The organism is Streptomyces sp. 351MFTsu5.1 (assembly GCF_000383655.1).
Classification (GTDB): Bacteria; Actinomycetota; Actinomycetes; order Streptomycetales; family Streptomycetaceae; genus Streptomyces; species Streptomyces griseorubiginosus.
In genome coordinates this window covers 302,024-327,836 of record NZ_KB911775.1, presented here as the reverse complement: position 1 = coordinate 327,836, position 25,813 = coordinate 302,024, and the positions used below count along the sequence as shown (strand labels likewise).

The 25,813-nt window shown below is 67.4% G+C and carries 21 protein-coding genes and 8 pseudogenes; 20 read left to right on the top strand and 9 right to left on the bottom strand.

The features are described 5' to 3' along the window. The first annotated feature begins 48 nt into the window (after positions 1-48). From H295_RS0101490 to H295_RS44620, 3 genes are all read left to right on the top strand, one after another. Complete coding sequence (locus H295_RS0101490; RefSeq protein ID WP_020133569.1) at positions 49-978, top strand: carbohydrate ABC transporter permease; 930 nt, start codon at positions 49-51, stop codon at positions 976-978. A gap of 92 nt (positions 979-1,070) precedes the next feature. After that, a complete protein-coding gene (locus H295_RS0101485; protein ID WP_234021546.1) occupies positions 1,071-1,802 on the top strand; it encodes a carbohydrate ABC transporter permease in 732 nt (243 codons plus the stop codon). 31 nt (positions 1,803-1,833) lie between these two features. Then, a complete protein-coding gene (locus tag H295_RS44620; RefSeq protein ID WP_158691003.1) occupies positions 1,834-2,181 on the top strand; it encodes a transposase in 348 nt (115 codons plus the stop codon). 43 nt (positions 2,182-2,224) lie between these two features. Here H295_RS44620 and H295_RS0101475 read toward each other — a convergent pair whose 3' ends face one another. Beyond that, positions 2,225-2,971, bottom strand: a complete 747-nt coding sequence (locus H295_RS0101475; RefSeq protein WP_020133567.1) for an IS6 family transposase — start codon at positions 2,969-2,971, stop codon at positions 2,225-2,227. Between the two features lie 784 nt (positions 2,972-3,755). Then, on the bottom strand, positions 3,756-4,406 hold the full coding sequence (locus H295_RS0101470) for a TetR/AcrR family transcriptional regulator (RefSeq protein ID WP_051135496.1): 651 nt from the start codon (positions 4,404-4,406) through the stop codon (positions 3,756-3,758). Between the two features lie 150 nt (positions 4,407-4,556). Here H295_RS0101470 and H295_RS0101465 point away from each other — a divergent pair, with 150 nt between their 5' ends. The 4 genes from H295_RS0101465 to H295_RS48535 all read left to right on the top strand — a co-directional run bounded on the left by H295_RS0101465 (position 4,557) and on the right by H295_RS48535 (position 7,391). Then, positions 4,557-5,471, top strand: a complete 915-nt coding sequence (locus tag H295_RS0101465; protein WP_020133565.1) for an SDR family NAD(P)-dependent oxidoreductase — start codon at positions 4,557-4,559, stop codon at positions 5,469-5,471. A gap of 381 nt (positions 5,472-5,852) precedes the next feature. Further along, positions 5,853-6,593, top strand: a complete 741-nt coding sequence (locus H295_RS0101460; RefSeq protein WP_020133564.1) for an SDR family NAD(P)-dependent oxidoreductase — start codon at positions 5,853-5,855, stop codon at positions 6,591-6,593. A 133-nt stretch (positions 6,594-6,726) separates the two neighbouring features. Then, positions 6,727-7,242, top strand: a complete 516-nt coding sequence (locus tag H295_RS0101455; protein WP_028808947.1) for an FAD-dependent oxidoreductase — start codon at positions 6,727-6,729, stop codon at positions 7,240-7,242. Continuing rightward, the gene (locus tag H295_RS48535) at positions 7,173-7,391 is read left to right on the top strand and encodes a hypothetical protein (protein ID WP_324606044.1); all 219 of its coding nucleotides are present in this window, start codon (positions 7,173-7,175) and stop codon (positions 7,389-7,391) included. Before H295_RS0101455 ends, H295_RS48535 begins: the two co-directional genes overlap by 70 nt. Positions 7,392-7,462: 71 nt before the next feature. Here H295_RS48535 and H295_RS0101450 read toward each other — a convergent pair whose 3' ends face one another. Continuing rightward, a complete protein-coding gene (locus H295_RS0101450) occupies positions 7,463-8,812 on the bottom strand; it encodes a family 43 glycosylhydrolase (protein ID WP_020133563.1) in 1,350 nt (449 codons plus the stop codon). Positions 8,813-9,040: 228 nt separating this feature from the next. Then, positions 9,041-9,298, bottom strand: a pseudogene (locus H295_RS45160) (xylosidase); the annotation flags it as partial. 304 nt (positions 9,299-9,602) lie between these two features. Here H295_RS45160 and H295_RS47750 point away from each other — a divergent pair. From H295_RS47750 to H295_RS0101420, 5 genes and pseudogenes are all read left to right on the top strand, one after another. Then, positions 9,603-10,189: pseudogene (locus tag H295_RS47750) on the top strand (IS21 family transposase); the annotation flags it as partial. A gap of 1,440 nt (positions 10,190-11,629) precedes the next feature. Then, positions 11,630-12,829, top strand: a complete 1,200-nt coding sequence (locus tag H295_RS0101435) for an IS110 family transposase (protein WP_020133560.1) — start codon at positions 11,630-11,632, stop codon at positions 12,827-12,829. An 18-nt stretch (positions 12,830-12,847) separates the two neighbouring features. Beyond that, positions 12,848-13,096: pseudogene (locus H295_RS0101430) on the top strand (xylosidase); the annotation flags it as partial. 140 nt (positions 13,097-13,236) lie between these two features. After that, a complete protein-coding gene (locus tag H295_RS48530) occupies positions 13,237-13,359 on the top strand; it encodes a hypothetical protein (RefSeq protein WP_020133559.1) in 123 nt (40 codons plus the stop codon). 142 nt (positions 13,360-13,501) lie between these two features. Continuing rightward, complete coding sequence (locus H295_RS0101420; protein WP_020133558.1) at positions 13,502-14,854, top strand: glycoside hydrolase family 43 protein; 1,353 nt, start codon at positions 13,502-13,504, stop codon at positions 14,852-14,854. 250 nt (positions 14,855-15,104) lie between these two features. Here the strand turns inward: H295_RS0101420 and H295_RS42570 are convergent. Then, positions 15,105-15,410, bottom strand: a pseudogene (locus tag H295_RS42570) (transposase); the annotation flags it as partial. Between the two features lie 296 nt (positions 15,411-15,706). Here H295_RS42570 and H295_RS0101410 point away from each other — a divergent pair. Next, positions 15,707-17,149: a non-reducing end alpha-L-arabinofuranosidase family hydrolase gene (locus H295_RS0101410; RefSeq protein ID WP_199788552.1), complete on the top strand. Its 1,443-nt coding sequence runs from the start codon at positions 15,707-15,709 to the stop codon at positions 17,147-17,149. Positions 17,150-17,424: 275 nt separating this feature from the next. Here the strand turns inward: H295_RS0101410 and H295_RS42565 are convergent, their stop codons facing one another. Beyond that, a complete protein-coding gene (locus H295_RS42565) occupies positions 17,425-17,607 on the bottom strand; it encodes a hypothetical protein (protein WP_020133555.1) in 183 nt (60 codons plus the stop codon). A gap of 255 nt (positions 17,608-17,862) precedes the next feature. Next, a pseudogene (locus H295_RS42560) lies at positions 17,863-18,018 on the bottom strand (IS6 family transposase); the annotation flags it as partial. 122 nt (positions 18,019-18,140) lie between these two features. On the opposite strand from H295_RS42560, the gene H295_RS48335 reads away from it, so the two are divergent. Continuing rightward, positions 18,141-18,269 (top strand): hypothetical protein, encoded by a 129-nt coding sequence (locus H295_RS48335; RefSeq protein WP_020133553.1) that lies wholly within the window; start codon positions 18,141-18,143, stop codon positions 18,267-18,269. A 426-nt stretch (positions 18,270-18,695) separates the two neighbouring features. Here the strand turns inward: H295_RS48335 and H295_RS42555 are convergent. Then, positions 18,696-19,148 (bottom strand): annotated as a pseudogene (locus tag H295_RS42555) (IS110 family transposase); the annotation flags it as partial. 275 nt (positions 19,149-19,423) lie between these two features. Between H295_RS42555 and H295_RS0101385 the strand changes: the two are divergent. Both H295_RS0101385 and H295_RS47735 read left to right on the top strand, forming a co-directional pair. Next, a pseudogene (locus H295_RS0101385) lies at positions 19,424-19,609 on the top strand (hypothetical protein); the annotation flags it as partial. Continuing rightward, positions 19,593-20,205: pseudogene (locus H295_RS47735) on the top strand (transposase); the annotation flags it as partial. The pseudogenes H295_RS0101385 and H295_RS47735, both read left to right, overlap by 17 nt. A gap of 138 nt (positions 20,206-20,343) precedes the next feature. On the opposite strand, the gene H295_RS0101375 reads toward H295_RS47735, so the two are convergent. Next, positions 20,344-21,006 (bottom strand): TetR/AcrR family transcriptional regulator, encoded by a 663-nt coding sequence (locus tag H295_RS0101375; RefSeq protein WP_028808942.1) that lies wholly within the window; start codon positions 21,004-21,006, stop codon positions 20,344-20,346. A gap of 306 nt (positions 21,007-21,312) precedes the next feature. Here H295_RS0101375 and H295_RS0101370 point away from each other — a divergent pair, with 306 nt between their 5' ends. The 4 genes from H295_RS0101370 (at position 21,313) to H295_RS0101355 (ending at position 25,812) form a co-directional block, all read left to right on the top strand. Next, entirely contained in the window at positions 21,313-22,368 is a 1,056-nt protein-coding gene (locus tag H295_RS0101370; protein ID WP_028808941.1) for a zinc-binding dehydrogenase, read from the top strand. 781 nt (positions 22,369-23,149) lie between these two features. After that, positions 23,150-23,347: a ferredoxin gene (locus H295_RS0101365; RefSeq protein WP_020133547.1), complete on the top strand. Its 198-nt coding sequence runs from the start codon at positions 23,150-23,152 to the stop codon at positions 23,345-23,347. Further along, positions 23,344-24,552: an NAD(P)/FAD-dependent oxidoreductase gene (locus H295_RS0101360; RefSeq protein ID WP_020133546.1), complete on the top strand. Its 1,209-nt coding sequence runs from the start codon at positions 23,344-23,346 to the stop codon at positions 24,550-24,552. The genes H295_RS0101365 and H295_RS0101360 overlap by 4 nt, the downstream gene beginning before the upstream one ends. Before the next feature lie 45 nt (positions 24,553-24,597). Continuing rightward, positions 24,598-25,812, top strand: coding sequence for a cytochrome P450 (locus H295_RS0101355; protein WP_020133545.1), 1,215 nt, complete (start codon positions 24,598-24,600; stop codon positions 25,810-25,812). Position 25,813 lies beyond the last annotated feature (1 nt).

Here is a 25,813-nt window from a genome sequence, read left to right as displayed (position 1 = left end):
GCTCCGGCACGGGTCGGAGCCGGCCGGGCGACCGAGAAAGGTCGGTCGATGACCACAGCCGAAACGACCACCGCGCCGCCGGCCGAGCGGGCGCACACCGTGGTCAAGAAGCGCCGGACCAGACGGAAGCACAGCCCCTACCCGTCCTGGTTCTACCTGCCGGCAGCGGTGATCTACGGGGCGCTCTTCATCGTCCCGACGTTCGCCTCGTTCTACTTCAGTCTGACCAGGTGGACGATCTTCGACTCCAAGTTCATCGGTCTGGACAACTTCACCGAGTTCTTCCAGGAGCCCGCGCTGATCCAGGGCTTCGTCAACACTTTCATCTACGCCATGGTCACCTCGGCGCTCAAGGTGGTCCTGGGGCTCCTGCTGGGGCTTCTGCTGACCAGTCAGATCCGGGCCCGCGGATACCTCCGCTCAGTGGTGTTCTTCCCGGTACTGGTCAGCACTGTCGGTGTCGGCATCACGTTCACCGCCCTCATGGATCCCAGTGGTCTACTGAACAAGGCCCTCTCGGCGGTCGGTGTCCACGGCCCCGGGTGGCTGACGGATCCCTCGTTCGCCCTGATCTCGGTCGCTCTCGTCGACGTCTGGAAGGGTGTGGGCCTCGCGACCGTCATCTACATCGCAGGCATCGTGTCGATCCCGCAGGACTACCTCGAGGCGGCGAAGATCGACGGCGCGGGACCCCTTGCGCTGTTCCGGAACGTCATTCTGCCTCTGAGTTGGCCCGCAACGTCCACGGTGGTCATCCTCTCGCTGATCGGAGGCCTACGGTCGTTCGACCTCATCTGGGCGATGACCCGCGGCGGGCCCGGTTTCAGTTCCGATGTGGTCGCCTCCGTGATCTACAAGCAGTACCAGGCGGGCTTCTACGGGCTCTCGACGGCCGGCAACGTCATCCTCTTCCTGGTCGTCACGGCGATCATCGTCCCGCTGGCCCGGTTCCTTTCCCGCAAGGAGGTCGAGCGTTGAGAAACTCCACCCGAGCCTGGTCCGGGGCCCTGGCGGTTCTGGTCAGTGTCGTCGTCTTCGTCATCCCGTTCGCGTTCATCGTGCTCACGGCCGTGAAGGACCCCCAGCAGGCGTCACTCCTCGACTTCTCCTGGCCACGGAATTTCCAGTTGGTGTCGAACTTCATCGACGTCGTCAAAGCGCGCGATTACATCCTCATCATCGCGTTCATCAACAGCGTGGTGCTGACCGTGGTCAGCGTGGCGGCGCTCGTCGTCCTCGGTGCGATGGTCGCCTTCGTACTGCAACGACGGGTTACCCGGTGGACGGGCCTGATCAACTTCCTGGTTCTCGCCGGTCTGATCATCCCGCCGGCTGTCCTGCCCACGATCTGGGTGTTGCAGGGGATAGGCCTGTTCGACACGCTTCCCGGGCTCATCCTCGTGGAAATCGCCTTCGGACTGTCCTTCTCGATCCTGCTCTTCCGCGCGTTCATCTCGACCATCCCGCGCGAGCTCGACGAGGCCGCGATCATCGACGGCGCGTCACCGATGCGGCTCTTCTTCCGAGTCATCTTCCCGACGCTCCGCTCAGTGGTCGTGACCGTGGTGGTCGTGCAGTCCGTGGCGATCTTCAACGACTTCACAAGCCCGCTGTACTTCCTGCCCGGCGAGGAGCACGCGACGGTGCAGCTGACGCTGTTCAACTTCCAGAGTCAGTTCAACACCAGCTACAACCTGCTCTTCATGGACATCCTGCTCATCACCGTGCCCCCGCTGGTCATGTTCCTGCTTTTCAACCGACACATCGTTGCGGGCATGACAGCAGGCGCGGTGAAGGGATGAAGGGGGGAGCCCCTAGGGAGCCTCCCCCTGAGTGGTGGACACGCTGATACTGGATCTGTTTGATCCGGAGGAAGCGAGAAGACCACCGATGGCGATGAAGGACTACTCGGACGAGTTCAAGGCCGACGCCGTGGCCCTGTTCGAGTCCACACCCAGGGCGACCTACAAGAGCATCGCCGCAGACCTGGGCATCAACAGGAACATGCTGCGGAGCTGGGTGCTGCGGGACCGCGAACGCCGCGGCGCCGGCCCGGACGCGGCCCGCCCCACGCAGGTGATGCCGTCCGCGGAACCGGACGAGCGGATCCTGCCTGCAGCTCGAGGCTCGGGTGGCCGAGCTCGAGGGCGTTGTCACGTTGTTGGGTGGGATAGGGCCTGACGGTGTGTCGAGGCGTGGTTCAGTCGGGCTCGGGGCCTGTTGCTCAGGCCGCTGCGGGCCGGCCGGTTGCCTGGTCCCAGATCGCGAAGCGAATGGTCATCTCGGCTCGGTAGCCGGGCGCGGTCATCAGGTGGCGGCGGGGTCGGAAGTGGGGTGAGATGCCGCTGAACGCGGACAGGAACCGCTGGGCTGCGCCGGTGCTGCGGAAGCCTTTCATCGCGCGTTCGCGCTGCCGCGTTGGCTGGTGGCTGTTCTCGGCCCGGTTGTTCAGGCCCTTGTGGGAGCGGTGCTCCACCGAGGGCATGACCTCACGGTGGGCCGCTCCGGAGGAGCGGAGCTTGTCGGTGATGACCACCCGCGACACCGCACCCGTGTTCTTCAGCAGGCGGCGGAAGAAGCGCCTGGCCGCGGCGGTGTCCCGGCGGTTCTGCACGAGGATGTCCAGGACGTTGCCGTCCTGGTCGACGGCCCGCCACAGGTACTTCTGCTCACCATTGATCTTGACGAATACCTCGTCCAGGTGCCACTTGTCACCGGGCCGGGGCTGTCGGCGGCGCAGCGCGCCTGCGTAGGCCTGCCCGAACTTCACACACCAGCGGCGGACCGTTTCATAGGAGACGACGATCCCGCGCTCGAGCAGCAGCTCCTCGACCTCGCGGAAGCTGAGAGGGAAGCGGAAGTACAGCCACACGCAGTGGGAGATGATCTCGACCGGGTACCGGTGCCCCTTGTACGACGGCGACACGGCCCCCACGAACAGCCCCTCCCGCACGATCAACCAGAAGATCATCCCATCCAGTCAACCAACGTGACAGCGCCCCCGCTTGGCCAACGCCTTGAAGGTCAGGGCTAGTCGGTCGACACTGTTGCGGCTGATACGGCAGCTGGCCGAGCCGCAAACGAGTACGCCGCGGGTGCTCGGGGTGGACGAGTTCGCCCTGCGCAAGGGACGCGTCTACGGCACGATTCTGGTGGACATCGAGACGCGGCGCCCGGTCGATCTGCTGCCCGGCCGCCACCCCGTCGTCCTGATCGCCCACCTCCGCCGCCGTTACGCGGACCGGCGCGCAGCGGCGTCCACGACGACGCCAGCGCCTCATGGCCGGAACTCGGTCCCCTCGTCACCTTGGTGTCCGGCGAGACAGCCTGACCGTGTCGTCGGCTCCGTCTGCGGTCCGCCGTCGTTGTGCTGGGAGTACTCCATGACGCCGCGGCGCTTTCTGCAAGCCTCGGCGCAGCTCCCCCTGTCGTCCAGATCCTGCCGCATCGGCCGGCGTGTCAGGCGGGGGTGACCTGTTCATCCTGGGCTGCTTTGTCGAGACGTGAATGGCTCTGGCGAGCCATGACGGGCACGGTCTCGCCTGCCTCTTGATCTCCTTGGGACATCGACGGCCAACGCTGCAACCGTGTGGCGGTCAGGGCTGTGATGGCGCCTGTCGCGAAGGTCCCTGTGTGGGGGCCAGTTCATCCGCGGGAGCCGATGCCGGGCGGGTGGCGCAGGTCGATCCGGCCGATGGTGGAACCACCGCCGACGGGAGCATGCCGGACAGTCACGAGGGGGTGGTGGTGGGTGGCTACTTCCTGTCGTCGGCGGCGCGGGCGCCGGCTCGGGGGTGGTTGAAGTTCGCGATGGCGGTGTACGCGGCGGTGGTGACGTCGGCGAGGGTTCCGGCGTCGGGGTGACCGGCCCAGTATTCGAGGGCGGTGGTCGAGACGTTGACGAGCATGCCGGCGGTGGCCGATGCGGCGAGGGTGTCGGCACTCGGGCCGAGCCGCTCGGCGATGACGGGGGTCAGCAGGTCCTGGGCGCGGCGGCCGGCGGCGAGCCAGCGGGCCTTGAGAGCGGGTTCGCCGAGCATCAGCCGTGCGATACGGCGCAGGTCGCCTCTGGAGGTGCTGGTACTGCTGGCCAGGAGTGCGGCCTGGGCGGCGTCGCGAAGGGGCTCGTCCGCGGGGCGTTCCGCGAGGACCTCCACAAGGGTGTTGACACCCTCGACAAGCAGGGGAGTCAGGGCCTCCTCCTTGACCGCGCAGTGCCGGTAGAAGGTGCGCAGGGAGATGCCGGCGGCAGCCGCGATCTGCTCGACGGTGGTCTCCGCGAAGCCTTGGCGTTCGAAGAGGTCGACAGCACACAGGGCGAGGTCGCTCTGCATGGATGCCCGGCGCCGACGGCGGAGATCCTGCTGAGGCTTCGCACTGGTGCTGTCCTCGGCGGTCTGAGGCATTCCGGCCTTCTCCTCGCACTCGTCGGTCACTGCCACCTATTGTGACACGTCAGCCCCACTTGGCATGTTGTGCCAAGTGGGCATACCGTGGCAGCAGGGCGGGCCTTCCGGCCTCAGAACCACGCCCAAGCACAGAAGGAAGTCGTCACCATGACCCGTATCTCGTTCGATGGACGCGTCGCGATCGTCACCGGGGCAGGAGGGGGTCTGGGACGTGCCCATGCCCTCGATCTGGCCGCCCGCGGAGCAAAGGTCGTCGTCAACGACCTCGGCGGCAGCATTGCAGGCGACGGCGGCGGCAGCGCCATGGCCGACCAGGTCGTCAAGGAGATCACCTCGGCCGGCGGGCAGGCCGTCGCCAACTACGACTCGGTCGCCACCCCCGAGGGTGGCAAGGCCATCGTCCAGACCGCGCTGGACGCCTTCGGCACGGTCGACATCCTGATCAACAACGCGGGCAACATCCGCAACGCGCCCTTCACCGACCTCACCCCTGAGGCCGTCGAGGCCCTCCTCGCCGTCCACGTCAAGGGCGCCTTCTACGTCACCCAGCCCGCCTTCGCCGTCATGCGCGACAAGGGCTACGGGCGCATCGTGTTCACCTCGTCCGCCTCGGGCATCTTCGGAAGCCCCGAGCAGGCCAACTACGCGGCCGCCAAGGGCGCCGTCCTGGGCCTGGCCAATGTCGTCGCCCTCGAAGGCGCCCCCCACGGCATCAAGGTCAACACCATCATCCCGGCCGCCACCAGCCGCATGATCGAGGACATGAACCTCGAGACCCTCGCCGGCGTCCCCACCACCCCGGCCCACACCGAACCCGAGATGATCACCGCCATGGCGAGCTACCTCGCGAGCGAGGAGAACCCCTACAGCCACGAGGCGTTCTCCATCGCCCGCGGCCGCTACGCCCGCGTGTTCATCGGCGTCACCGCGGGACACCACGTCCCCGCCGACGCTCCGATCGCCACCGCCGATGACGTGGCCGCGCACATCGACACCGTCCGAGACCAGACCGGCTACCACGTCCCCGGCTCCCTCGTCGAGGAATTCGCCCTCATCCCCTGAGCAGGCGAGCGCCTGTACTTGCGCAATGAGGAGTCCGCCGATGGGCGCAGGTGTGACTGGGTGTGACCGGGTATCCCGGGGCCCCGAAGTTCCTGGTCAGTGAGCATGGAAGCCGGTCAGCGATCAGAGGAAGGCGAGGAGCTGGCCAAGCAGCTCGACGCAAAAGCACCGGATCCGAACAGGGAGCGCGAGGCCGCCCGGGTCTGATGTTCCCCGAACCCCGGGCTGCAGGGCGGCCGGCCCCGAAAGGCGCCGGGCCATGGGGCGGTCCGGCGCGGCGGCCGCCTGGGGAAGCCCTGGATGACGGGTGCCCCCGGGCGCCTCTCCAAGGAGGTTCTGCCGCGGTCTCCCTCTACCCGAAGAAACAGGAGCACAGAGTTCATGGAACGATTCGAGAACAAGATCGCGCTGGTCACCGGAGCCGGCTCGGGCATCGGGCGGGCGATCGCCATACGCCTGGTCGCCGACGGCGCGCGCGTCATCGTCACCGACGTGAGCGGCCGGCAGGACGAGCTGGCCGCCGAACTCGGGGACAGGGCCACGGCCCGGCATCTCGACGTCGCCGACGAGGCCGATGTGCGTGCTACCGAGGACTGGATCCGCACCGAGTTCGGTGGTCTGGACCTCCTGGCCAACAATGCGGGGATCGGCGGCGCGACGCAGCCGCTGCATGAGTACCCCGTCCAGACCTTCGACAAGGTCCTGGCCATCAACGTCCGTGGCGCCTACCTGGTCCTCCAGGCCGGGGTGCGGCTCATGCTGGAAAGTGGAGGCGGCGCCGTGGTCAACACCGCCTCCATCGGCGGCTTCCGCGCCACACCCCTGAATTCCGCCTACATCGTCTCCAAGGGCGCGTCGGTGATGATGACCCGCGTCGCGGCCCTCGAGTACGCGACCCAGAACATCCGCGTCAACGCCGTCGCCCCGGGCGTGACCCACACGCCCATCCTGGACAACGCCCCAGCCGACCTGCTCGAGATGCTCGCCGGCCAGGTCCCCCAGGGTCGGCTCGGAACCCCGCAGGAGATCGCCAACGTCGCCGCCTTTCTCCTCGACGATGCCGAGGCCGGTCATGTCACCGGTCAAATCTGGGTCATCGACGGCGGCCGTTCCGCCGGCTGAACCTTGAGAGCCATGGAAGCGAGCCGGTGCCAGACGTGGTGAGTGAGCGTCCTGAGAGCCAGGGCGCAGAGAAAGGGAGTGCAACTGTCGCCGTACGTGTGAACGCGGCTCTGGCAAGATTTTCGTTCGCGCCGTGAGGCGCTGTTGGTTCGAGTGGGGGTGGAAGACCGCCCTCCGCACCGAAGGCTACGACGGGCGTCTCGTGCTGGTCGGCGAGGAAGCCGCGCAGCCCTACGACCGGCCTCCGTTGTCCAAGCAGGTCCTGCTGGGCAAGTGCGAGAGCCAGGACATCGCGCTGACGGACGAAGACCTGCGTGCCGTGCTCGACGCCGAATGGCTGCTCGGTACCCGCGCCACCGCCCTCGATCCAGCCTCAGGGGCGCTCACCCTCGCCGACGGGCGAAGCCTGCACACGGACGGTGTGGTCATCGCCACGGGAGCCCGCGCTCGCACACTCCCCGGAATGCCGCGGCTGCGCGGCGTGCACACCCTCCGCACGCTCGACGACGCACGCCGATTGCGCGAGGACCTGTCCCGGCCCGGCCGGGTCGTCGTGGTGGGAGGCGCCTCGGACACGAGGTGCCCATCGTCGAGTCCGAACAGAAGCCGCTGCTACGTCAGTTGGGACCCAAAGCCGCCGGCATCCTGAGCCGCCTGCACACGGACCACGGGGTCGCTCTGGTGACCGGCGTGGGTGTCACGGGCCTCGTCGGCGAGGACGGGGACGGCCGCCGGGCTGGCGGTTACAGCCTGGAAGCAGGAAGCCACGGAGTCCCGTCCGAGGACTGCGCCAGGTAGCGGCACAGTCCTCGGACGGGAAGGCCGGAATCCTCAGGCTTCGGCCCGGGGAGCAAGTCGACGCGGTGCGGTTAGGCAGCGCGGGTGAACTGCCACCAGTTCATGTTGAACAGGTAGCCGCTGCCGCCGGTGAACCGCAGGTAGAGGTCCTGGGTCCCCGTCACGCCGCTCACTGGGCAGTTCACCGTGGTCCAGGCCTGCCAGCCGCCGGTGTTCGGCACACTGCACCGGCCCACGACCGTCCCGCTCGGACTGCCCACGCGCAGCTCGACGGTGCCGCCGCCGGTGGCGGAGGCCACGCGCGCAGTGTAGGAGGACGCGCCCGGCCCGAAGGCCACTCCCTTGACCTTGATGTAGTCGCCGTTTTCGATCCAGCCGACGTTCATTCCGCCGTCACTGGTCCATTCGGTCTCGATCCCGGAACCCCAGGCGATCGTCTCGGCCTCCTGGCGTACGTACGGATTGAGCGTGCCGAGCTGGGGTGCACCGGTGTTCGTCATGTTGATCGTCGGGATCGTTCCGTCAGCGTTGTAGGAGAACTTCTCCACTGCGACCGAGCGGGTGAAGTTGCCGCCTCCCGGGAGGGCGCCGTTTTGGTAGAAGAAATATGAGTTGCCTTGAAAGTCCACGATGCCCGCGTGGTTGGTGAAGCTGGTGCCCTGGGTGGGCATGACTGTTCCACGGTAGGTCCACGGCCCGGTCGGGCTGGGTGCCGTGGAGTAGGCGATGAACTCCGAGCAGCACTTGGCCGCGAACACCATGTAGTACAGGCCGTTGCGCTTGTAGATCCAGGGTGCTTCTTCGTACAGCGTGGGGCGGTCGGGGTTGTCGGTGCGGGTTCCGAACCCGGCGGTGGTGAGCGGAATTTGGGCGGGGCTGCCTGCGTAGGAGGTCATGTCCGCGTTCAGCTTGACGTACCACAGGTTCGGGTTGCCCCAGTACAGGTAGGCCTGGCCGTCGTCGTCGATGAAGACGGTCGGGTCGATCTCAGTGTTCTCCATCAGCGGGTGTCCGAGGGCGTCCCGGAACGGGCCGGTGGGGCTGTCCGACACCGCCACGCCGATGGCCATCCGGCCGGTCGCCCGGGCCGTCACCGGCACGTACCAGTAGAACTTGCCGCCTCGTTCGATGGCCTGGCCCGCCCACGCGTCGGTGGACGCCCAGCTGAAGGTGTTCAGGCTGAGCGGTGAGCCGTGGTCGGTCCAGTTGACCATGTCGGCGGAGGACCACACCCGCCAGTCCTTCATCACGAAGGAGGTGGAGCCGTCCTCGTCGTGCCCGGTGTAGAGGTAGACCCGTCCGTTGTGCACCAGTGGGGCAGGGTCGGCGGTGTAGACGTGCTGCACGATCGGGTTGTCGGCCCTGGCCGCGGTGGGCTGCACCGCGGCGGGAACGACGGCGAATACCAGCAGGAGGCCCACCACCCAGGCGGCTGCCCGGGTGAGTCTCGTACCGGTGGCGGGTGATCTCACTGCGGTCGGGTGAGCCGTTGGCCCATGGACGGCGGTACTGGCCATGGTGTGGTCCTTCCTGGTGCTGCGGGTCGGGGACTGAGCGGCTGGTCAGATGCGGGGGAGGGGCGTTGCTGCGCTCGGGGTGTGGTCAGCGCGAACCGTGCGATACGGACGGAGCCACCGAGTGGTCGCCTAGTCCAGTTGGATGGTCGCGGTGGAGGTGGGTCCCTGAATCCGGTGGGTGAGGGTATTGCGGGCCCAGTACAGGTCGTTGGTGACCGTCGCGGTGCGCAGGGTCAGGCCGTCCCTCGGTTTCACGGTCGTTCCGTCGAAGGTGTCGCCGCCGGTCAGTGGGGTGACCTGGTGGGGTGGGGGCGGCAGGACGGGGCTGGGATACGACGTGCCCCAGGCACGGCCTACGAGTTGGACGACGGGCCGGCCGCGCCAGGCCCAATAGGAGGACCACGGCCGCGCGGCACAGGCGCGGGCGTGGGCATGGTGCGGGCGACGTCACACACACGATGCTCCGGGAGGCGATCGGGGCTCGCCGCACGAATGCCGGGTGCACCCTTCCAAGTCCGGCACTTGGCGTGTGGGGGAGAGCCTTACTGGTACGGATGATGCGGGTGCTGTCATGCCCGGCATGTGCACCATGCGCAAGCCGCTTCGGCCTGGCGTGTTCGATACTGCGAACGTGAACCGACCCTTCGGACGGCATGGATCCTAGGAGTTGAGAGCGGACAGCACAAGATCCTAGATCGACCCATTCATGCCGAAGATCGAGGAGTGGGTCGACCGGCCGCAGCGCACGGTGCGAGCCGACAAGCTCCACGAACGCCTCCAGCTACTGGGGTTCACTGGGGACGAGCGGACGACGCGGCGGGCGGTCGCGCGGGCGAAGGAACGGTGGCGGGCCGGCCACCGTCGTACTTACCGGCCGTGGATCGCCGAGCCCGGTCTCTGGTCGCAGTTCGACTGGGGATGGGGCCGAAAGTGCCTGGCCCGGGCAGTGGAAGCGAGCGCGAGACGCTGTTGTTCTGCGCGTGACTGGCGTGGTCCCGCTTCCGGGTGGTGATCCGGTCTGGGACTGGACCCTGCCCACGGTGATCTCGTGCATCGACTCCACTTTGCGGGCGATCGGCGGGGCATGGAACCTATCTACTCACCGACAACGGAAAGACGATGACCATCGACCGGTTCGCCGAGATCGCGGTCCGTCATCCTCAAGTCGTGGCCGCAGGACGCCACTACGGCAGCAAGTACATACCTGCGTCCCGTTCGATCCCGAGTCCAAATGGGGACAGGGAGGCAACCGTCCGTATCGCGAAGACGGACCTGATCCCGACCTCCGCGCCACCGGGGACGGCCCGCCGCCCTCCGGGCGGCGGGCCGTCGAGTTCGTAGCCGCAGACATCAGCCGGCCTCGCCGGGCTCTTCGGCTCGGGCCCGTGATGGTGTGGGTGAGAAGCGGCTCTGGTCCACTTCTTGTGGTCCGGTGACGCTCGGTCACGCCAGTAGAACCCGTTTGCGTAGGAGATCGAAACCTGCGCGGCCGAACATCTGGCGCTTGAGCATCTTTTGATCCTGCTGACATGGCCCTCCATGACGCCGGAGTTCCAGGGGAGGGTGAGGCCGGCGGTGGCGGCGTCGAGGTCGCGCAGGAGGTGCTGAGCGAAGTGGCGGAGGCTGGGCAGTTCGGCGGTGGCGCTGGCTGCTGCGATCCATTCGGGGAGTCGGTCGCCTTGCAGGTGGGTGGGCATGTGGGCGAAGGAGCGGACGTCGCTCGGCGAGTGCTGTCAGTTCGGGGCAGTTGGCCAAGGCAGCTTTGAGGTGGAGCCGGTCGCCTTCAGGTAGAGCGTCGGGGCGCGTGAGGATCCAGCGCGTGACGGCGCGGGCGATGGCGGCCGTGGGCGTCGCCCGAGGTCGCACGGCCGGCAGGGAGTCCGAAAAAGGACTTGGACCGGGCGGCAACCTTTTCGGGAGCGGCGGCAACAAGTACTGCAACGGTGCCTGTCCAATCCCGCGCCCGCACCGCTACCTGATCCTCAGCCAAAGACCCGCACAAGGACGGAACTTGAGGCGGCCTGGTTTCAGTCTGTGAACGTTCCGGCTTGCGAATTTTGCGCGAGGTGTTGACGCTGATCACCGGAACCCTATTATCCAGTTGCTCGACACTTCGACCTACGTTCGCTATATCGAACACTCTAGGGCCGCACCACACCGCCTCCGGACGGGCCGAACCGGAGCCGCTTGCTCAAGGATGACGAGGTCCTTATGCACAGACGTAGCTTCAGCCTCAGACACCCGTCCGCGGTGCTCGCCGCCGTGGTCACGGCCCTGGCCGCGTTGGCGGCGCTGCTCGTCGCCGGCCCCCCCATGCCCACGCCCGCGCCTGTGCCGCGCGGCCGTGGTCCTCCTATTGGGCCTGGCGCGGCCGGCCCGTCGTCCAACTCGTAGGCCGCGCCTGGGGCACGTCGTACCCCAGCCCCCGCCCTGCCGCCCCCCGCCCTGCCGCCCCCCCCGTTATGTTTTCCGCGGTCCTGCAAGGGGACCGCTGGCCTCCGGGCCCGGCATGACTGTTCCCCCCTGTCGAACGGATGACCTGGGGGGTGGTGTCACCGGGTCCGAGAGGCGCCGTTGGAGACGCTGATGAGAGGTCTGACCACCGCCTGGCCTGGCGTAACGCCAGGCCGCTCGCGGGCGGCAGGTCTGCATAACGTGGATGCGCGCACGACGCCAACGCCGAGGCCGGCACCGCACAACCCCGTTCGGGAGGACGGCTTGATGGAGTACGACGAGATAGGTGTCTTCCTGGGCCTGGACGTCGGCAAGAGCCACCACCACGGCCACGGACTCACCCCGGCCGGCAAGAAGGTCTTCGACAAGCAGCTGCCGAACACCGAGCCGAAACTGCGGGACGTCTTCGAGAAACTGAAGACCAAGTTCGGCGCCGTCCTGGTGATCGTGGACCAGCCTGCCTCGATCGGAGCCCTCCCGCTGACGGTGGCCCGCGACACCGGCTGCAAGGTCGCCTACTTGCCCGGCCTGTCGATGCGGCGGATCGCCGACCTCTACCCCGGCGAGGCCAAGACCGACGCCCGCGACGCGGCCGTGATCGCCGACGCGGCCCGCACCATGCCGCACACCCTGCGCTCGCTGGAACTCACCGACGAGATCACCGCCGAGCTCACGGTCCTCGTCGGCTTCGACCAGGACCTGGCGGCCGAGGCCACCCGCACCAGCAACCGCATCCGCGGCCTGCTCACCCAGTTCCACCCGTCCCTGGAACGCGTCCTCGGCCCCCGGCTCGACCACCAGGCCGTCACCTGGCTCCTCGAACGCTACGGATCCCCGGCCGCCCTGCGCAAAGCCGGACGCCGCAGACTCGTCGAGGTGATCCGGCCCAAGGCCCCGCGCATGGCCACACGGCTGATCGACGACGTCTTCGACGCGCTCGACGAACAGACCGTCGTCGTTCCCGGCACCGGCACCCTCGACATCGTCATCCCGTCGCTGGCCCGCTCGCTCGGCGCCGTCCACGAACAACGCCGGGCCACAGAAGCCCAGATCAGCGCCCTGCTGGAGGCCCACCCTCTTTCCAAGGTCCTGACGTCGCTGCCCGGCGTCGGCGTCAGGACCGCCGCCACCCTGCTGGTCACCGTCGGCGACGGCACCGGCTTCCCCACCGCCGCCCACCTCGCCTCCTACGCCGGACTCGCCCCGACCACGAAGTCGTCCGGGACCTCGATCCACGGCGAACACGCACCCCGAGGCGGCAACCGCGTCCTGAAACGCGCGATGTTCCTGTCCGCGTTCGCCGCCCTGCACGACACCGCCTCCCGCACCTACTACGACAAATGCCGGGCCCGAGGAAAAACCCATACCCAGGCACTTCTCCGCCTGGCCCGGCAACGGATCAACGTGCTCTTCGCGATGCTCCGCGACGGCACCTTCTACGAACCCAGAACCCCACGCCTCGCTTGACCAAAGACATAGAGGCACCCCCCCCGCCAGGTCACCCCACTGACCGGCGTCGACACCTTCGACGGAACGACCGTGAAACCGAAGTGGGAAGGGAACCACAATCCGGACCACGACAAGTGGTCCGTCAACAACGGCCTGACCCTGCGCACCGCGACGGTCACCAACGACCTGTACTGGGCCCGCAATACCCTCACCCACCGGATTCAGGGACCCACCTCCACCGCGACCATCCAGCTGGACGACGCGACGAACCCCGACGGACAACAACTGGAACACCACCGGCACTGGCACCGAAGTCGCTTGGGATGACGTACTTCATCGGCAAGGGAGCGACCGGCCAGCAGATGTACTTCCCGTAGAGCGCGGACGGTCTGAACTGACCGATCGCGGTGGGTACTACGCGCGGGGTGCGCGACCCCGCACTCGTGCTCTCACCCGACGGCAGCAAGTACTGCGCCTTCCAGCTGAAGCTTGAAACGATCACCAACGTCACAGAGCGCAGCGACGTCACCTTCCGCCTGTGGAGCTGACCTGACGGACCCCGCGGCGCCCTCCCGCTCCTTCGTGCAGGGAGGGAGGGCGCCGGTGTCGCACGCCTGTGAGAACCACGCATCGAGAGGAAAGACCTTGCTGGCAAGACTGATCAGGAGATCGGCGTTCCTCATTGCTCTGGTGGCGCTGGCCACGGGAGTGGCCGTACCCGCGCAGACAGCCGCGGCGGCGGACGCCGACTCCGCTTATGTGATGGGCTATTTCAAGGAGTCGGCTGAGTACCAGGACAACATCAACGCCCTGCACCTCGCGGTCAGTGACGACGGCCGGGAGTGGACGCCGCTCAACGACAACAACGCGATCCTCACTCCCACCGCGGGCACCAAGGGCATCCGCGACCCGTTCCTGTACCGGCTGCCCGACGGCAGCTGGGTCGTGCTCGCGACCGACATCGCCGTGGGCAGCAGCTTCACCAAGCCCAACCCGAACATCCACGTCTGGACCTCGCCGGACCTGGTGAACTGGTCGGCGGACCGGCTGTTGAAGGTCAACGCCACCAACCCGGACTCCTTCAGCTGGGCCCCGGCCATCCACTGGGACCCGGTCCGAGGCGCCTACGGCATCACGTTCTCCACCATCCCGCAGGGCTTCTCGCACGAGGTGATCGCCGTCTCCTACACGACCGACTTCGTCACCGCCACCGACCCCGTGGTATTCCACGACGCGGGCTCCGGCATCATCGACTCCCACGTCGTCACCAACGTCAACGGATCCAACTACCTCTACTACAAGAGCAACGCGACGGGCCGGCTGGCCGGCGCGCGCTCGACGTCGGTGGAACCGCGCAGCTTCACCAAGTACACCGACGGCGTCGCCGAGAACGAGTGGTGCACCGAGGCCCCTACGCTGGTGAAGTCGCTCACTTCGTCCACCTGGTCGCTGTGGGGTGACACCTACTGCCCCAACGCGAAGTTCGACCTGTGGGAGGGCGACCTGGTGTCGGGGGCGTGGACCAAGGTCGGCCGTCAGTCGTACACCGCACCGCTGAACGCCAAGCACAACACCGTCCACCCGATCACCGCCGCCGATCGCGACCGCCTCCTCGCCCGGTACGGCGGCACCAGCTGGAACCTCCTGAAGTCCTACAACTTCCCCGGCCACTACGCCCGCCACGAAAACTACGCCGGCCGTATCAGCGAAATGCCCTTCGATCCCTACCAGGACGCGCAGTGGCGGCTGCGACCCGGCCTGTCCGACCCCAACGGCGTGTCGTTCGAGTCGGTCAACTTCCCCGGCTACTACATGAAGCAGGAGAACTTCGCGATCAAGCTGGTCCGCAACGACGGCACGGCGGACTTCGCCAGTGACGCCACGTTCCACCGCGTCGCCGGCCTCGCCGACGGGAACTGGTCGTCGTTCCGCTCGGCCCGGTTCCCGACACGCTACCTGCGGCACTGGTCGTTCGCCCTGCAGCTCGATGAGATCTCGACCGCGACGGGCCGCGCCGACGCCACCTTCAACATCGTCTACTGACCCACCGGACGAACCCACCGTGCCCGACCGCCCAGCCGTCACCAGGCGGCGGGGCGAGGGCTCGTCATGAACTCACTACTGTCGGGAGGACGCATCAGCGACAGTAGTGGTCGTCCAACTCCAGTCCAAGTTCGGAGTCAGCGGACACGCGGCTCCAGCCATGAGCCTCACCCCCTGTCTCCCCAGGTAGACGCGGTGATCTGTGAGGCTGTGAACCTGTGTGGGGGAGCTCGTGCCCGTTGCTTCCGAATCGCCGGTTTCTCTCCCGCACCTGGCAGCGCAGGAGTTCATGGATCTGCTGGTCGGTGCCGTCGTCCCGCCAGGCGGCGAAGTAGTAGTACGTCGCGCTCTTCGGCGGCAGGTTGTTCGGCAGCAGGGCCCACTGACAACCGGTCCGGGACTGGCAGAGGATCGCGTTCACGATCTCCCGCATCGAGTAACGGCCCTGGTGGCCGCTGACGGAACGGTGCCGGTTCTTCCAGGCCGTGAGCACCGGCTCGATCAACGCCCATTGCTCGTCGGGCAAGTCGCCCTGGTACGGCTTGCGTTCACTCACCCCACCGATCCCAGCAGGCGACCTGCACCGGACCGGCACGTTCCGGCTTCGCCCACACCATCAGGCGACATCGGAACCACTCATAGACTCACGAACCGCCCACTCGGTCTGTGAATGTTCCGGCTTGTGAATTTTGCGCGAGGTGTTGACGCTGATCACCGGAACCTTATGATCCAGTTGCTCGACACTTCGACCTGCGTTCGCTATGCCGAACACTTCATGGCCGCACCATACCGCCTCCGGACAGCCTTGACGGGCCGAACCGGAGTCGCTTGCTCAAGGATGACGAGGTCCTTATGCACAGGCGTAGTTTCAGTCTCAGACGCCCGTCCGCGGTGCTCGCCGCCGTGGTCGCGGCCCTGATCTCATTGGCGGCCCTGCTCGTCGCCGGCCCGGCTCAGGCGGCCACAACCAGCGACGTGCGCGGTGTCGATTCCGGCAAGTGTCTCGATGTGGCGGGCTTCAGCCAGACCGACGGCGGAAACGTGCACATCTGGGACTGCCACGGTGGAACCAACCAGCAGTGGACGCTGTCGGACAGCAACCAGCTGACCGTGTACGGCAACAAGTGTCTGGATGTCCGGGGTGGCGCCACCACGTCCGGGACCCCGGTGCAGATCTGGACGTGCAACGGCAGTGACAACCAGCAGTGGCGGGTGAACCCCGACGGCACGATCGTCGGCGTGCGGTCCGGGCTGTGCCTGGAGGTCTCGGGCTGGGGCAAGGCCAACGGCACGGCGGTGCAGATCTGGTCGTGCCACGGCGGCACCAACCAGAAGTGGACCGGCCTGTCCGGGACGGGCAACGCGTGTGCTCTTCCGTCGACCTACCGGTGGACATCGACCGGCCCGCTGGCGGAGCCGAAGGCGGGGTGGGTCGCGCTCAAGGACTTCACCACCGTGAAGCACAACGGCAAGCACATCGTCTATGCCACGACGCACAACACTCTCGCCGGTAACGACGGGCGCTGGGGATTGACGACCTTCAGCCCCTTCACGAACTGGTCCGACATGGCCACCGCCACCCAGAACACGATTCCCTTCGACGGCATCGCGCCGACGCTGTTCTACTTCGCCCCGAAGAACCTCTGGGTGCTCGCCTACAACGGGGCTTGGCCGTACAGCTTCGGATACCGCACCTCGAGCGACCCCACCGACCCCAACGGCTGGTCCGCGCAGCAGGAGCTGTTCACGGGCACCCTCCCGAAGGGTGGCCCCCTCGACGTGACCCTCATCGGCGATGACACGAACATGTACATGTTCTTCGCCGACGACGAGGGCGGCATCTACCGCGCCAGCATGCCCATCGGCAGCTTCCCGGGCACCTTCGGTTCGTTCACGAAGATCATGAGCGACACGCCGCAAAACCTGTTCGAGGCGGTCGAGGTCTACAAGGTCCAGGGCCAGAACCAGTACCTCATGATCGTCGAGGCCCAGAATTACACAGGGTACGGTCGCTACTTCCGCTCGTTCACGGCCACCAGCCTGGGCGGCACATGGACACCGCAGCCGCAGGCCGACACCGTGACCAGCCCCTTCGCCGGCAGTGCCAACAGCGGCGCGACGGCCTGGACCAGGGACATCAGCCACGGCGATCTGGTTCGCACCAACCCCGACCAGACCAAGACCATCGACCCCTGCAATCTGCAGTTCCTCTACCAGGGACGCGACCCCAGCACCGACGGCATGGACTACGGCCTCCTGCCTTACCGGCCGGGCGTGCTGACACTGCAGCGCTAGCCGGTGGCATGACGCAGGTCCTGGTGTTCCTGACGCTCGCGGGCAACGACGTACCCCGAACGCCGAACCGGGTGAGCGTCACAGCGAGCGATCAGGAACGGGTGGAGTGGGAGCGGCGGGCTCGGTGCAAGGCCGAGCCCGCCCCTGCACGTGGAGAACCCGGACGGTGGCGGCCTCGTCCTGGTCGACCACGAGACGCGGAACGTCTCAAGCCTGGTGCGTCGGTCGGATTCAGGGTTCGTCGAGTGAGCCGGGGTCGTCGGCGTCCGAGGTGATCACTGGGCGGCGGCATGGTCGTCCGGCTGGCTGATCCACACGTTGGTGGGGATGATCGGCGGGGTGGGTGGCTTGTTGGCGAACCGTTCGATGTTGCGCTGGTAGACGTCGGCGCGGACGGCGACTATCCGGACGACGGTGCAGCGGCTGTAGATGTCGATGATCGAGTACAGGTGGTACAAGACCCGTTTACCCGGTCCGCGCAGCCGCGTTACGTCCCGGGACCGGATCTCGTTCGGGCGGGTGGACGGCAGTTCCGGTTTGGCATGCGCTGGGTGGACGGCGGGGCGGCGACGCTCACGGACCTCGTCATGCTCGCGCAGTGCGGTACATGGTGGACACGCCGGCCACGTACACGCCTTGGTCGCGCGCCGTCACGTTGTTGGGTGCGTGAGTGCCTGACAGCGTGCTGGAGTGTGGCCGGTCCGGGTGTCGACGTAGGACACGACGACGCCGCGCTCCAGCATGAGCTCCTCGACCTCGCGGAAACTGAGCGGGAACCGGAAGTACAGCCACACGCAGTGCGAGATGATCTCGACCGGGTACCGGTGCCCCTTGTACGACGGCGACGCGGACGACACGGGCGATCCCATCCAGACGCGATCAATCACAAGATCATCCCACCCCGCTCAGCCAACGTGACAATGCCCTTCGGCGAGGTGCTGGTAGGTACCGGGGCGGGTCCTGGTCACGGTTCCTCTTCAGGTAGAACGCGGTGCGGGTCACACCGGCTTCGGTGGCCGGTGTCTTCAAGTCGCAGCTGCTGGCGATGCGGGAGGCATTCGTCGTCATCGAGGAAGCCGTGGCAGCCGGGAACGTGGCCGGGTACGGCATCGCCACGTGAGCGGGCCTGGAAGAAGAGGCGTTCAGGGTGGGGGAGCTGCTTTCCCTGGCCGCCGGTGCCGCAGGCGGCGGGCACCGCCTGGTCGCGGTCCAAACCGTGCGCCGGGCCGACCTGCTGTTTCCTGCACTGGTGGTCGTGGCGATGATCTACAGCAGCGGAAGCTGCGATGCCTTCCCGAACACGCGAGGTCGGATGGCTACCTGGCTCCGCTCATCGCCACGCCCACCGAGTGGGTCACGGTCCTCGGAAAGCCCGTCCAGGACCGCTTCAACTGGGGGGATCAGCAGCTACCTGACCCGTCCTGAGGCGCGGGAACAGGCGCTGCAGGAGTACACCTGGAGTCAGGCAGCGATCGGCGCCGCGGGGATCGGCTCGTTCTACCCGGAGGAGCGCACGGTCTTCGAAGAGGGACTGCGAGACAAAGAGGAGCAGGCGGAGTTCGTCGTGCAGCGCGGCTCGATGCGCGGTGAGCAGCTGGAGACCAGCCACGGTCTCGTTCGGCAAGTTCAGCGGCGTGAAGTCACGGCGCATGCGCGCGGTGTCGGCGATGACCAGGGCGTCCTTGGCATCAGTCTTCCCTTCGCCGCGGTAGGCGCCGGACATTCGGTTGACCGTTCGTCCAGGCACGTACACCACGCTTTGGCCGTTGGCGATTAACAGTGCAAGCAGCAACGTTGAGGCTCGGCCGCAGATGTCGACCGCCCATCGCACCTGGTCAGCCATCTCGCACGCTGCGACGATCAGTTCCAGGATCTCGTCTTCACCGTTGACGACCTTCCTAGAAAGCACCTTCTCTCCGGTGGCGTTGACCCCGACAGCCCAGTGATGGGCCTTGCCAGCGTCGATGCCGACCCAGACCCGCTCATGACGTTCCGTCACCGTCATCGCTCCTTTCCCCCAGGAAGCAGCACCTTCAGGGTCCGGGAACGCTCCGCCGCCAAGCCCTTAACCAGCGATGACCGCAGTTCTCAATCAGCGGCCGGAGCGTCCCGGAGGACCGGGCAGCCACTCACTCGGAGCCATCAACGGCAGGACACCATCAGCTACACCCAGTCCTCCCGGACCACCACCATTCTTAAGGGGTCACCATGCTCATCGTCACCCGCGAGGGGGTGACCGCCGCTGCAAGCTCCCGCCGCACCAGCGTGCCCTGGTCGACGGTCAAGGGCGGCCTGGGCACGCTGCGCGAGCGTCCGCGGGGTGAGGGCTGGAACCCCGGGCAGCCGTGGCGGGCACTGTCCCGCCCCACCTGGCGGTCGGGCATCCGCGCAACGGCCATCTCCCGCACTCTGGTCAACCTGCACCACAAGATCGTCAAGCATGCGGCGTTCACCGGGCAGTTGGAGTCCTGAGCAGATTGCCAGCCGGTTGAAGACCGGCTTCCCCGAGGACGACATCGTCTCGCAGGAGGGTTTCTTCAGGCCCTGCTCTTCCAGGGCCGGGGTGCCTTGAAGCGTGAGCTGGTCGCCTGCCTGCGGATCGGGCGTGCGCTGCGGGTTCCACGAGCGCGTGCGCGGCAGCGGCCCCGTGGTCATGTCACGCCCGACGTGATCAGCGAGCGACCGGCTGAAGCCGAGGACCGTGCGGCGCGGGGGCGCTGGGAGGGCGATCTCATCATCGTCACAGGCCGGTCCGCAATCGGCACGCTGGTGGAGCGCACAACCCGGTTCACCATGCTGCTGCACCTGCCGCGGATGGACGGCTACGGCATCGAGCCTCGGGTGAAGACAGGCCCGGCACTGGCCGGCCATGGTGCCGCAGCCGTCAAGGACGCTGTCGCCGCCACGGTCACCACGCCGCCCAGCAGCTGCGCAGGTCGCCGACCTGGGAATCGCGATGGCATGTCGACCAACTCGAAGCCGTCGCCTTCACGCTCAACCACAGGCCCCGCAAGACTCTCAGACGGAAGACACCCGCCGAGGCCCTGAACGAACACACCTACTACCTCTTGAAGAAGCCGCTGTTGCGACGACCGGCGACCGGCGACCGGCGGCCGGCGGCCGGCGGCCGGCGCAGCCGCTCCGACTCGGAGAACCGGGAGCCCTCCGGCGTCATCAACGCTCGGCACGCGATCTCAGTCCGGGAGTCCCTGAGCCGCTGTCAACAACGCGCTACGCAGTGCCTCCCACAGTTCCGCGCCTTCATCTTGGTCGGGCTCGGCTCGGCCATCGCGCTCCCGCCACGCGTGATGCTCCGCGGCCACGCGCAGAGCAGCGTTGATCGTCGCGGCCTGGACCCTGATGTGCAGGTCACCAGAGTGACGACCTGCGCGCTCGGCGAGGATTTCGGCAAGCTGGCCTTCGTATTCGTGGTACGTCTGAAGCCACACGGCCTTCAGTGCCGGCTCGGTACGGGTAAGGCGGATGAGGTCCAGACTCGCGGCGACGTCCGGCCAGTCCATCCACGGGGCGACGTCTTTCCAGTCGCTCACGGCCTCTCTCAGAGTGCGCCCTGACGGCCATGCGCGCAGCCGTCGGGTAGCCGCTTCGGCTCCCGCCGCCAGCAACGGCTGGACACATGCTTCCTTGCTGGGGAAGTACCGCCGCAGTGTGCGCGTCGAGATGCCGACGGCCTCCGCGATCTCATCGGCCGAGGTCGCGGTGACGCCCTTGCTCGTGAACAGTCGCACTGCCTCGTGGGCGATCTCCATCCTCGTCGCGGCCTTGCGCCGCTCCGTCAGCGGCGGACGGCCTGTTCTCCGCTCCGCGGCCGGTGCGTCCTGTTGGCTCGTGGCCATGTCGCCGCACTTCACGTCGCCGCCGCCTCCGATCATCCCCACCATCTGGCCGAAAACCAATGTTATGTCATCGACGGACTTCCTGTCCTAGTGAGACTTACTGTCCGTTTATGGCAAGAACTCGTAGAGTGCTTCCCATGGCACCGGGTGACGGCCTATCGCCGACAGCCGATGCCGTGCCCCAGTGAACAAGCCGACCACGACAGGTGAGGTGATATGCCATGCCGATCCGCGTAGAGGTTGACGCTCCCAACTGTCCTCCGCATCCGGAGGGGCGGCACATCTCAACGACGAGAGGACACACCCATGAGGGCTGTGCGCATCCACGACAAGGGCGATATCAGGATCGAGGAGCTCGAAGCGCCCGCTCTCGCGCTCGCGCCGGGCAAGGTTCTCCTGACTGGCGGATACACCGGGATCTGCGGTTCCGACCTGCACCTTTACTTCGCGCCGGAGACTTTTCCCTGGGACTTCTCCACCCCTGCGAAGCTGACGGGCGCCACGTGGCCCCAGATCCTCGGGCACGAGTTCTCGGGTCAGGTCGCGGCTGTCGGCGACGGCGTGGGAAGCCTGCGTCCCGGCGACCGCGTAGCCGTCTTCCCCTTCCACTACTGCGGCGAGTGCCCCGCCTGCCGCACCGGCAGGTACGCGTCCTGCTTCTCCGCCGCCTTCGAGGGCATCCAGGGGCAGTCCGGAGGCATGGCGCAAGTAAAGATCGTCGACGCGGACCAGTGCTTCGTACTCCCGGACACGGTGGACCTGGGGCTCGGGGCGCTTGTCGAGCCGATGGCGGTGGCCTGGCACGGCGTCGCCCTGAGCGCTCCCGAGGCCGGGGCGGCGGTCGTGGTCGGTGGTGGCCCCATCGGTGTCGGCGCCTATTTCGCCCTCAAGGCCAGGGGTGTCGAGACCGTCGTGGTCTCCGAGCCGAGCGCCGGGCGGCGCGCCGTCCTGGCAGCCCTCGGCGCGCAGCACGTCGTCGACCCGGCTTCCGAAAGTCTGGCCGACCGGGTACGGGACCTGACGGGTGGAGCGGGCGCCGACGTCGCGATCGACTGTGCCGGAGTTCCGCAGGCGTTCTCCGACGCCCTGCAGTCACTCGGGCTGGGCGGTCGTATGGTGATCGTCGCCGCGTACGAGAAGCCGATCGAGATCAACGCCAGTCTCCTCTTCGGTGACAAGAGCATCCGCACGTCGGCCGTCTACACCCGCGAGGACTTCGCCGCCGTCATCAAGGCCATGGGGCGCGGGCTGTACCGCACCGACGGCGGCTGGATCGAAACGGTCGGCTTCGAGGACGTCAAGACCGCCCTGCAGAACCTGCGTGCGGGCAAGGGTATGAAGGTGCTGGTCGAGACACCGTGACCGGGCGAACCTGGACGCGCAGCGGTCCAGGGGCTCGGGCCGTCTTGCGTGTCGCTCTTCCGCCGTGGTGGTGCACTACAGGCTGGAGGCAGCCAGGCCCGAGATCCTCGCTCACGGCGACACCTTGCGACACAGGTGGGCATGGGCCCTCATCAGCGGGCTCCGCACTGCCGGCGTCACCTGTTGTGAGCGCCTCCGGCCGTGCACTCGGATGCGGCGACAAGGGCCGGACTCCCGTCCTCCCTGAGGAGTTCACCGATACAGAGTCCGCGCTGCCCGGCAACGAGAAGTGGCGCAAGGCGATCGGCAGCCATGGTCTCGGCCCGGAGCAGGCCCACGCCCTCCCGCTGCCCTGTCGGGAACTCCGACGCCGGTGACCCGGTCGCCCCTATGCCCGTCGTATACGTCAGCCGATCACCCTTCCCGTCTGCAAATTCGCCTCCCCTGGACTTACTGTCCGCATACGGCAAAAACCTGTAGGGTGATCTCAGCTCAACCGGCAGGTTCGTCACAGCCACAGTGGAGGCGCCGCCACCCGATGGGGCAAGGAGGGCGGCGGCAGCCACTCGTCCCGGACACGCCACGAGTGAACGACGATCGGCCCGGACCGCACCGATCCGGCCTGCCGGATCGACCGGGACGCACACGGCCAGGCATACGGCGAAGTCATCTGCCCGCCCGGCTCTCTCCACGAGGCCAACGGCGCGATCCGAGTACCAGAAGCCGGCAAACCGATCCACTCAGCCTGACTACAGAAGAGCTCTTTCCCGGAAGGAAAGTCATGAAAATTACGGTCGATGAGCCGAAGTGTGTAAGTGGCGGACAGTGTGTACTGGCCGCGCCGGAAGTCTTCGACCAGCGCGATGAGGACGGCGTCGTCATCCTGTTGAACGATGCGCCGGACCCGGACCTGCACGAGCAGGTCCGGGAGGCCGCCGCCATCTGCCCCGCTGCCGCCATCACGCTGCAGGAATCATGAACCGCATCGTCGTGGTCGGCGCGTCGGCCGGCGGCCTGGCAGCCGCAGAGGCGCTGCGCCGACAAGGGTTCGACGGTGAGATCACCCTGATCGGCGACGAGCGGCTCGCACCCTATGACCGGCCCCCGTTGTCCAAGCAGATCCTCGACCACCGGTGGCAGGCCGACCAGGTAGCGCTCCGCTCACAGGCGGACCTCGACGCGCTGAAACTCGATCTGCGACTAGGTGTGGCCGCGGTCGGGCTGGATCAGGGCAGGCGGTCCGTGGAGCTGGCCGACGGCACCGGTGTGCGGTACGACGCGCTCGTCATTGCGACCGGCGTCCGCCCTCGCCGCCCTTCCCTGGCGGGGGCCGACGCCACGGCGGGAGTGCATGTGCTGCGGACGCTGGACGACGCGCTCGGACTGCGGGCGAGGCTACGGCCCGGCCGCCGGCTGGTGGTGGTCGGCGCCGGGTTCGTCGGCACGGAGGTCGCCGCCGTCGCCCACACCATGGGCGTCGACGTGACCGTCGTCGAGCCGGTGCCGGTTCCCCTCGCCCACGCTGTGGGGAGGAAGGTCGGCCTCTTCCTGACGCAGCTCCACGTCGATCGCGGAGTCGACCTGCGCACCGGGACCGCGGTCGAGGAGATCCTCACCGACGCCGGGGAGGTCACCGGTGTGAAACTGGCCGATGCCACCGTCGTCCCGGCAGACGACGTGCTGCTCGCCGTCGGATCGGTACCCAACACCGAATGGCTCACCGGCAGCGGCCTGACCATCGACAACGGCCTGGTGTGCGACGAGTTCAGCGCCGCCGGACCCCGCGTCTACGGCGTCGGCGACGTGGCCCGCTGGCACAACCCGCTGTTCGGCACCGCGATGCGTATCGAGCACCGCACCAACGCCGCCGAGCAGGGCATGGCAGTCGCCTACAACCTGCTTCACCCCGACTCGCCCCGGCCGTTCGCCCCGGTGCCGTACTTCTGGACCGACCAGTACGAGCTGAAGATCCAGTGCTACGGCCACCTGCGTGGTCACGAGGAATGCGCGGTCGTCGAAGGCGATCTCGACGAGGGCCGTTTCGTCGCCGCCTACCGCACCGGCGACCGGCTGACCGCCGCGCTCGCGGTGGGCATGCCGCCGAAGACCGTCCGGTCGTGGCGGTCCGCCGTCGCCGCTCGCACCGAATGGTCGGCGGTCACGGGTGTACGCGCCGCCCGGTAGAACCCGGTCAACCCCACCTGCACACATCGAGGAGGAATTTTCATCATGGCTTCAGACACAGCGAATCTGACGGAATACCCCCTGGCCCGTCCCGCAGCATGCCCCTTCGACCCGGCGCCGGAGTACCGGAGCTGGCTCCAGAGCCCGGGACCGCGGCGGGTCCGGCTGGAGGACGGCACTCCCGCCTGGGTACTGACCCGGTACGAGGACATTCGTGCCGCCCTCTCCGACCCCACCGTCAGCGCCTACGAGCTCGACCCCGGGATGCCTCCACTGGTCCGGACGATGTCGACGAAACACGATGAGGTGAGCTTCGTCCGGCTGGACGACCCCGAGCACGCCCAGCATCGCCGGATGGTCACCGGGGACTTCACCATCAAGCGCGCGGAGAAGCTGCGTCCGCGGATCCAGCAGATGGCGGACGAATTCCTGGACAGGATGATCGCCAAGGGAGCGCCCGCCGACCTGGTCAAGGACTACGCGCTGCCGATCCCCTCCACGGTGATCGGGCTCATCCTCGGCGTTCCGGACACCGACCACGAGTTCTTCCAGGCCAAGAGCCAGCAGATGTTCGACCTGAACCTGCCCCCGGAGGAGAACGCCGAGGCGAACAACCAGCTCTTGGCCTATCTCGAGGAGCTGATGGACCGCAAGGAGCGCGAACCGGAAGACGACCTCATCAGCCGGCTGCTCACCCAGCGCGTCGCCACCGGAGAGATCTCCCGCAGCCAGATCCCCGCCATGCTGCAGGCATTGCTGGTCGCCGGCCACGACACCACGGCCGGCATGATCGCCCTGTCGACGATCACCCTGCTGCAACACCCGGACCAGCTCGCCCGGCTGCGCGACACCGACGACCCCGCGTTGATCGCACGGGCCGTCGAGGAACTCCTGCGCTACATCACGATCGCCGAGAACGTCCTGGTCCGCGTCGCCACCCAGGACATCACCATCGGCGGTCACCTGGTGCGCGCCGGCGAGGGTCTGATCATGAATCCGCTGGCCGGCAACCGCGACAGTTCCTTCGCGGCCGACCCCTACACCTTCGACATCGACCGCAACGCGCGAGGCCACCTCGCCTTCGGCTACGGCGTCCACCAGTGCGTGGGCCAGAACCTGTCCCGGGTCGAACTGTCCATAGCGCTGCCGACGCTGCTGCGCCGCCTGCCCGGACTCCGGCTCGCAGCACCGCTCGAGGAGCTCCCGTTCCGTGCGAAGGCGAACCTCTACGGGGTCGAGCGACTCCCGGTCGAGTGGTGAC

Bases quoted from the DNA above. Each gene is read 5' to 3' on its own strand.
- H295_RS0101490 (WP_020133569.1), top strand. From the start codon at position 49: ATGACCACAGCCGAAACGACCACCGCGCCGCCGGCCGAGCGGGCGCAC.
- H295_RS0101475 (WP_020133567.1), bottom strand. From the start codon at position 2,971: ATGATCTTCTGGTTGATCGTGCGGGAGGGGCTGTTCGTGGGGGCCGTG.
- H295_RS0101470 (WP_051135496.1), bottom strand. From the start codon at position 4,406: ATGCCTCAGACCGCCGAGGACAGCACCAGTGCGAAGCCTCAGCAGGAT.
- H295_RS0101465 (WP_020133565.1), top strand. From the start codon at position 4,557: ATGACCCGTATCTCGTTCGATGGACGCGTCGCGATCGTCACCGGGGCA.
- H295_RS0101460 (WP_020133564.1), top strand. From the start codon at position 5,853: ATGGAACGATTCGAGAACAAGATCGCGCTGGTCACCGGAGCCGGCTCG.
- H295_RS0101435 (WP_020133560.1), top strand. From the start codon at position 11,630: ATGGAGTACGACGAGATAGGTGTCTTCCTGGGCCTGGACGTCGGCAAG.
- H295_RS0101410 (WP_199788552.1), top strand. From the start codon at position 15,707: ATGCACAGGCGTAGTTTCAGTCTCAGACGCCCGTCCGCGGTGCTCGCC.
- H295_RS0101375 (WP_028808942.1), bottom strand. From the start codon at position 21,006: ATGGCCACGAGCCAACAGGACGCACCGGCCGCGGAGCGGAGAACAGGC.
- H295_RS0101370 (WP_028808941.1), top strand. From the start codon at position 21,313: ATGAGGGCTGTGCGCATCCACGACAAGGGCGATATCAGGATCGAGGAG.
- H295_RS0101365 (WP_020133547.1), top strand. From the start codon at position 23,150: ATGAAAATTACGGTCGATGAGCCGAAGTGTGTAAGTGGCGGACAGTGT.
- H295_RS0101360 (WP_020133546.1), top strand. From the start codon at position 23,344: ATGAACCGCATCGTCGTGGTCGGCGCGTCGGCCGGCGGCCTGGCAGCC.
- H295_RS0101355 (WP_020133545.1), top strand. From the start codon at position 24,598: ATGGCTTCAGACACAGCGAATCTGACGGAATACCCCCTGGCCCGTCCC.